Consider the following 6377-nt stretch of genomic DNA (forward strand, 5'->3'; position numbering starts at 1 on the left):
GCAGACCGGGGAGCTCGGCAGCTGGTTCGCGCTGATATTCGGAGGAGGTGGCCTGATTGGCACCTATCTGGGCGGCGCGCTCGCGTCACGTGGTGACGCGACCAACGAGCGCGTGCAGCTCGGCGCTATGGCCATCGTACTGTCGAGCTTCGGAATAATTTCGGCGGCCACCTATCTCGCGCCGAATCTTTACGTCGCATTCACCTTGATGGCGCTCGCCGCAGTCGCTGGCGCGGCCATCAATGGTCCGTTGTTTGCCACGATTCAGACGGTGGTGCCGTCGCGGATGCGTGCCGTATCGGTCGCGATCATTTATCTGTTTGCCAACCTGATCGGCATGGGCCTGGGCCCGTTCGCCGCCGGCGCACTAAGCGATGCGCTGCGGCCGCATTTCGAGGAAGAGTCGCTGCGCTACGCATTGCTCGCACTGTGTCCGGGCTATTGCTGGGCGGCGTGGCATCTGTGGCAGGCAGCGAAGACGGTTGCTTGCGATCTTGCCGCCACGCGTGCAGATGAGAGCGAGCAACTCGCCGTATGACTGATGCAACGAGCACGAATGCGCGCATGTGCTGGGGGCAGAGAATTCCTTTGCGCGATGGAGTGCATCTCAACGCCATTCTGTATCTACCAAAAGAGCTGCCGACACCCGCGCCGGCCATAGTCACACTCACTCCATACATTGCACAGAGCTACCATGATCGCGGTCTGGCCTTTGCCGCGCGCGGCTTTCCGTTTCTGATCGTGGATGTGCGAGGCCGCGGCGATTCGGAAGGTCAGTTCCGTCCGAACCTTCAGGAGGCGAACGACGGCTACGACGTGGTCGAGTGGCTGGCGCGACGTTCCTATTGCAACGGCAAGGTGGCGATGTGGGGCGGTTCGTACGCCGGCTACGCGCAATGGGCCACAGCCAAGGAGTTGCCACCGCATCTGGCAGCCATTGCTCCGGTCGCGGCACCGTTCATGGGCGTCGATTTTCCAATGCGAAATAACATTCCCGAGACGTATGCGATGCAGTGGTTGACGCAGGTGGAGGGTCGAGCATCGCAGTCGAAGGTGTTCGGCGAGGAGCCTGCGTACTGGCGTGCCAGTTTCCGGGATGCGCAAGCAGCGGGAGTTCCGTTCGAGCAACTGGACCGCTTCCTCGGCATGCCTTCGCCGACCTTTCAGGAGTGGGTGGCGCATCCGAGCCGCGATGCTTATTGGGATGCCTACAACCCCACTGTCGCGCAGTACGGGCGCATAGAGATTCCGGTGCTATCGATCACCGGCGTTTACGACGGCGATCAACTCGGCACGCTGGCTCATTACCGGCAGCACATGAGCAATGCATCCGAGCCGGCTCGCGCCGAGCACTGTCTGGTCATTGGTCCTGGGGATCATGCCGGCACTCGGACTCCCGCCGCGAAGTTTGCGGGTATCACGGTTGGATCGGAAAGCCTGGTCGACTTGCAGCAGTTGCACGTGGATTGGTACGACTGGGTGCTCCGCGGCGGCGTGAAGCCTGCGTTTCTGCAGAAGCGCGTCGCGTACTACGTCATGGTTGCGGATCGATGGCAGTACGCGGATTCACTCGAAGAAATCACGGAGCGCGTGCAGCCGCTGTACCTGCAAGCACGCGATCGATCGCCGCCAGGATTCAATCCGACGGATGTGTTTTGCTCCGGTGAGCTCGGCCGCGAACATCGTTCGGGCAGCACGCCGCACGAATATCGATATGACCCGGCGGATCTGAGTTACGCCGGCGTCGAAGCGACCGTGGACCCGGAGAGCCTGGTCGATCAGCGCATGATCCACGCGTTGCGCGGCAAGCTGCTCGTGTATCACAGCGCTCCGTTCGAGCAGGAGCTGGAGATCGGCGGCTGCTTCCGACTGTCGCTGTGGCTCGCGATCGATCAGCCAGACACGGATTTCCGTGCCTCGATCTTCGAGATCGACAGCGGCGGGCGCGGCGTGCTGCTCAGCGAAGACTGGATCCGGGCGCGTTACCGAACCAGCCTGCGTGAGCAGCGGCCGGTGAGCACCGGCGAACCGTTGCAGTACGAGTTCAAGCATTTCCCGTTCGTCTCGCGCCTGATCGCGAGGGGTTGTCGTTTGCGCCTCGTCATCCGAGCCATGAGTTCGATCCACAGCCAGAAGAACTACAACAGTGGCGGTGTCGTTGCGAGCGAGTCGTTTGCCGATGCACGGCCGGTGACCGTCAGGCTGTTCCACGATGAGTCACACCCGAGCGTGCTGCACGTTCCCGTTGGCCGATCCGCGCTGAGCGAAACATGAACGACCGGTTGCACCTCGACTTGCACGTCGACTCTCACGTCGACTTTCAGTGGGGAGTGAAGATTGTCTTGCGAGATGGCATTCATCTCAATGCCACTCTGTATCTGCCGCGCCCGGCATGCGCGCCATCGCCATGTGTTTTCACGATGACGCCATACATCGCGGACGGATTGCACGACCGCGCAGTGTACTTTGCCACTCACGGCGTACCATTCCTCATCGTTGATGTGCGCGGTCGCGGCAACTCCGAGGGCGAATTCCGACCTGCGATCCAGGAAGCGCACGATGGTTACGATGTCGTGGAATGGATCGCGTGCCAGCTCTATTGCAACGGCAAAGTGGCGATGTGGGGCAGCTCGTATCTCGGTTACAGCCAGTGGGCAACGGCGAAAGAATTCCCGCCGCACCTGGCTTCAATCGTGCCGACCGCTGCGCCGTACTTCGGGGTCGACTTCCCGATGCGCAACAATATTTTCGTGCCGTACGTCATGCAGTGGCTGGCCCTGACGGCCGGGCGGACTTCACAAGGCCGCATCTTCGGCGACAGCGCGTTCTGGTCGCGGATCTATCGTCGCTGGCACGAGTCGGGTAGGGCCTTTCGGGATCTGGATGCCATGATCGGCCTGCCGTCCCGCATTTTTCAGCAGTGGCTCGATCATCCAGAGCTGGATGAGTACTGGGATACACACAATCCCATTCCGGCGCAGTACGCGCGGATGGAACTGCCGATCCTGACCATCACCGGCAGCTACGATGACGATCAGCCGGGCGCGCTGGAACATTACAAACAGCACATGCGCTACGCGACGGAAGTGGCGCGCACTCGGCATTATCTCGTCATCGGGCCCTGGGACCACTGGGGTGCGGATGTGCCGCGCGCGGAGTTCGGTGGCATCAGGGTCGCGCCGCAGAGCCTGATCGACATGCCCAAGCTACAGTTGCAGTGGTATGCATGGACGATGCAAGAAGGGCCGAAGCCGGAGTTTCTGGAGAAGCGCGTGGCCTACTATGTGATGGGCGCGGAGCGTTGGAGGTATGTCGACACGCTGAGCGAGGCGACGTCGCGTCACACGACTCTTTTCCTGGATTCCTTGGGCGAGGCGAACGATGTGTTCGCATCTGGCTGCCTGCAGAAGGTTCGTGGCTCCGGCGTGCCGGACAGTTATGTGCATGATCCTCGCGATACCGGCGGCCCGGAAGTCGCAGCGGAGGCGTGCATTCGAGCAGATTCACTGGTGGATCAAAGCGTGATACTCGCGCTCCACGGCAAGCTGTTGGTGTATCACAGCGATCCTTTCGAAGCCGACACCGAAGTCACTGGCTTCTTCAAGCTGGCCGCCTGGATCGCGATCGACTGTCCTGATGCTGATTTCTACGTGTCGGTTCACGAGGTCGATCTCGCCGGCAACAGTATTCGCGTGACTACCGATGCGATGCGTGCCCGTTATCGAGAAGGGTCGCGCGCGGCCAGGCTGATCCGCACTCGCGAGCCGCTGCTCTACGAGTTCGAGAAATTCACATTCGTTTCGCGCGAGGTCAAGCGCGGCCATCGGCTGCGACTGGTGATCGCACCCATGGGACGTCTCATCGAGACGACGTTCGCGCAAAAGAACTATCACGGTGGCGGCTGCGTCTCGGAAGAGTCCGCGGCGCAGGGCAGGCCGGTCACGGTGCGTCTGTATCACGACGCCAGTCATCCCAGCGCGCTGAGTGTGCCGCTGGGGCGAAATTGATTTCATCATTGAGGACGCCAGCGTATGGGACCGTTGCAGGTGCACATGGAGATCGAGCGATGGCCGTTGCGAGTGCCGTTTCGTATCAGCGGCTACACGTTCACGACGATCGACGTCATGGTGGTGAGTGTCGAGAAGGACGGAATGATCGGCCGCGGCGAAGCGGCCGGTGTTTACTATCGGAACGAGACTGCAGCGGGTTTGCTGGAACAGATCGCGCCGCTACGTCAGCAGATCGAAGCTGGCATCACACGAGATTCTTTGCAGAAGCTGCTGCCCGCCGGTGGTGCGCGAAACGCGCTGGACTGCGCCTTGTGGGAGCTGGAGTCAAAACTGCAGCGTCGCCCTGTTTGGGAACTGGCCGGACTGCAGGAGCCGCGTTCCTTGCTGACGACGTTCACGTGCGGTGCCGAGGATCCTTCCGTCATGGCAGCCACAGCGCGAAGCTATTCCGGTGCGCGTGCGATCAAACTGAAGCTCACGGGTGATCCGATCGACGCAGACCGCGTGCGCGCCGTGCGCGAATGTTTGCCGCACGTCTGGCTCGGCGTCGATGCCAACCAGGGGCTCACTCGTGCGACGTTGGAGCAGCTCATGCCGGTGTTGCTCGATGCGGGAGTATCACTGATCGAACAGCCGCTGCCTGTCGGGCAAGAAGCGCAGCTGGATGGCTTTCGATCGCCGATACCGCTCGCGGCCGACGAGAGCGTGCAGGGCCTCGCCGATTTGCCCGGGATGGTCGGGCGCTTCGACGTGATCAACATCAAGCTCGACAAGTGCGGCGGGCTCACGGAGGGCCTGGAGATGGCGCGCCGAGCTCGCACGCTCGGCTTGGAGACGATGGTCGGCAACATGATCGGCACATCGCTCGCGATGGCTCCTGCATTCCTGGTCGGGCAGCTGTGCAGCGTGGTGGATCTCGACGGCGTGGCGCTGCTTGGGACCGACCGGCCGAATGGGGTGAGCTATGCCGATGGCTATGTGTCGTGCTCGGCGACAACCTGGGGGGCCTGACGCGCCACCGCCTTTGGCAGCGCGAGCGGAACCCTGACCGTCCTCAGTGACGCCTGCAGCCGGCTACAGCATTTCGAGCGCGAGTGGTAGCGGGGCGCTGTAGACGTTCGATTCGCGCCCTTCCTCAACAGTAGCCAGGAATTTTTTCGGAACCGGGTTCTCCGGCGATCATGCTCTGGGAAACCGCAATCTGCTGTGACATTGTCCAGCCATGGAATCGGTTTCCCTTTTAATGGCCACGCTGCGCAAGGTGCTGCGTCGGGCCGGGCGCACGGTGGATGAGACTGACGATCTCATTCAGGATGCGTTCGTGCGTCTGTACATGTATCGCCTGTCGCGCCAGGTGAATGAACCTGAGGCTTTCCTGGTCCGCACCGTCAAGAATCTGTACATCGACCGAGTGCGGCAGCGGTCCAATCGGGGCGTGCACGAGACCTTGGACCCCGATGTACTCGCGTTGATCGATCCACGGCCGCTGCCGGAGGACGTGCTGGCGGATCAGCAGAAGCTGCGTCGCCTCACCGCCGGTCTCGCTGAGCTGCACCCTCGTACCAGCGAGGTGTTGATGCTGTATCGATTCGAAGGCTGCAGTCATGCCCAGATCGGCGCCCGGCTGGGCATCAGCGTCAGTGCGGTGGAAAAGCACATCGCCAAGGGAGTGTTATTTCTAACGGAATGGATGAGCGAGGAGCGCTCATGAACGCACGAACCATACGAGCCGAGGCATCGGCATGGCTTTCGAAGCTGCACGGGCCGGAGCGCAGTGTGCGTCTCGAGGCGGACTTTCAAGCCTGGCTCGCTGCCAAGCCCGAGCACGCTCGGGCGTTTGAGCAGGTCACCGATGTATGGGAGACGCTCGGACGCGTGGAGCCGGCGAGCGCATCACGGTTTGCGAACCCCCGGCCGATTGCCGCTCAACGCCCGCGGCGCGCACTGCGTTTCGCGTGGGCGTATGTGCTCGTGGGACTCGCCGTGCTCGGGTTCTGGCAGTTGCAAGGGCCGACCTATCGCACCGACATCGGTGAACAGCTCACGATCAATCTGGAAGACGGCTCGCGCCTGTCGCTGAATTCCGGATCGCGCGTCGAGGTCGATTTCGCGCGGCATACCCGCACTGTGCGCCTGCTGCGCGGTGAGGCTTTTTTCGAGGTGGCTCACGATAAGAGTCGACCTTTCACCGTAATCGCGGGCGAGCGTGCGATTACCGCAGTGGGGACTGCCTTCGTCGTGCGTCATGACGAAGATGAAGTGAGCGTCACGCTGGTGGAAGGCCGCGTCGTGGTCACGCCAAGGGAAGGCGCTGCTGTGCCTAGTGATCCCAAAGCGCCTGTCGCGCCGGTAGCGGTGCCGTTAGTT

5 protein-coding genes and 1 pseudogene are annotated in these 6377 nt (G+C 62.0%); all 6 read left to right on the forward strand.

Annotated elements, in window-relative coordinates; genetic code table 11:
* Positions 1 to 538, forward strand: a pseudogene (locus tag JNL55_RS02690) (MFS transporter); the annotation flags it as partial.
* The gene (locus JNL55_RS02695) at positions 535 to 2274 is read left to right on the forward strand and encodes a CocE/NonD family hydrolase (protein ID WP_293848918.1); all 1740 of its coding nucleotides are present in this window, start codon (positions 535 to 537) and stop codon (positions 2272 to 2274) included. The pseudogene JNL55_RS02690 and the gene JNL55_RS02695, both read left to right, overlap by 4 nt.
* Positions 2271 to 4007: a CocE/NonD family hydrolase gene (locus tag JNL55_RS02700; protein WP_293848920.1), complete on the forward strand. Its 1737-nt coding sequence runs from the start codon at positions 2271 to 2273 to the stop codon at positions 4005 to 4007. The genes JNL55_RS02695 and JNL55_RS02700 overlap by 4 nt, the downstream gene beginning before the upstream one ends.
* 24 nt (positions 4008 to 4031) lie before the next feature.
* A complete protein-coding gene (locus JNL55_RS02705) occupies positions 4032 to 5021 on the forward strand; it encodes a dipeptide epimerase (RefSeq protein ID WP_293848922.1) in 990 nt (329 codons plus the stop codon).
* A 232-nt stretch (positions 5022 to 5253) separates the two neighbouring features.
* On the forward strand, positions 5254 to 5721 hold the full coding sequence (locus tag JNL55_RS02710; RefSeq protein WP_293848924.1) for an RNA polymerase sigma factor: 468 nt from the start codon (positions 5254 to 5256) through the stop codon (positions 5719 to 5721).
* Positions 5718 to 6377: FecR family protein (locus JNL55_RS02715; RefSeq protein ID WP_293848926.1), on the forward strand; the 660-nt coding region annotated here is incomplete at its 3' end. The genes JNL55_RS02710 and JNL55_RS02715, both read left to right, overlap by 4 nt.

This window comes from Steroidobacter sp. (assembly GCF_016790065.1).
GTDB lineage: Bacteria > Pseudomonadota > Gammaproteobacteria > Steroidobacterales > Steroidobacteraceae > Steroidobacter.

Coding starts and splice junctions, on each gene's coding strand:
- JNL55_RS02695 (WP_293848918.1), top strand. CDS start 535: ATGACTGATGCAACGAGCACGAATGCGCGCATGTGCTGGGGGCAGAGA.
- JNL55_RS02700 (WP_293848920.1), top strand. CDS start 2,271: ATGAACGACCGGTTGCACCTCGACTTGCACGTCGACTCTCACGTCGAC.
- JNL55_RS02705 (WP_293848922.1), top strand. CDS start 4,032: ATGGGACCGTTGCAGGTGCACATGGAGATCGAGCGATGGCCGTTGCGA.
- JNL55_RS02710 (WP_293848924.1), top strand. CDS start 5,254: ATGGCCACGCTGCGCAAGGTGCTGCGTCGGGCCGGGCGCACGGTGGAT.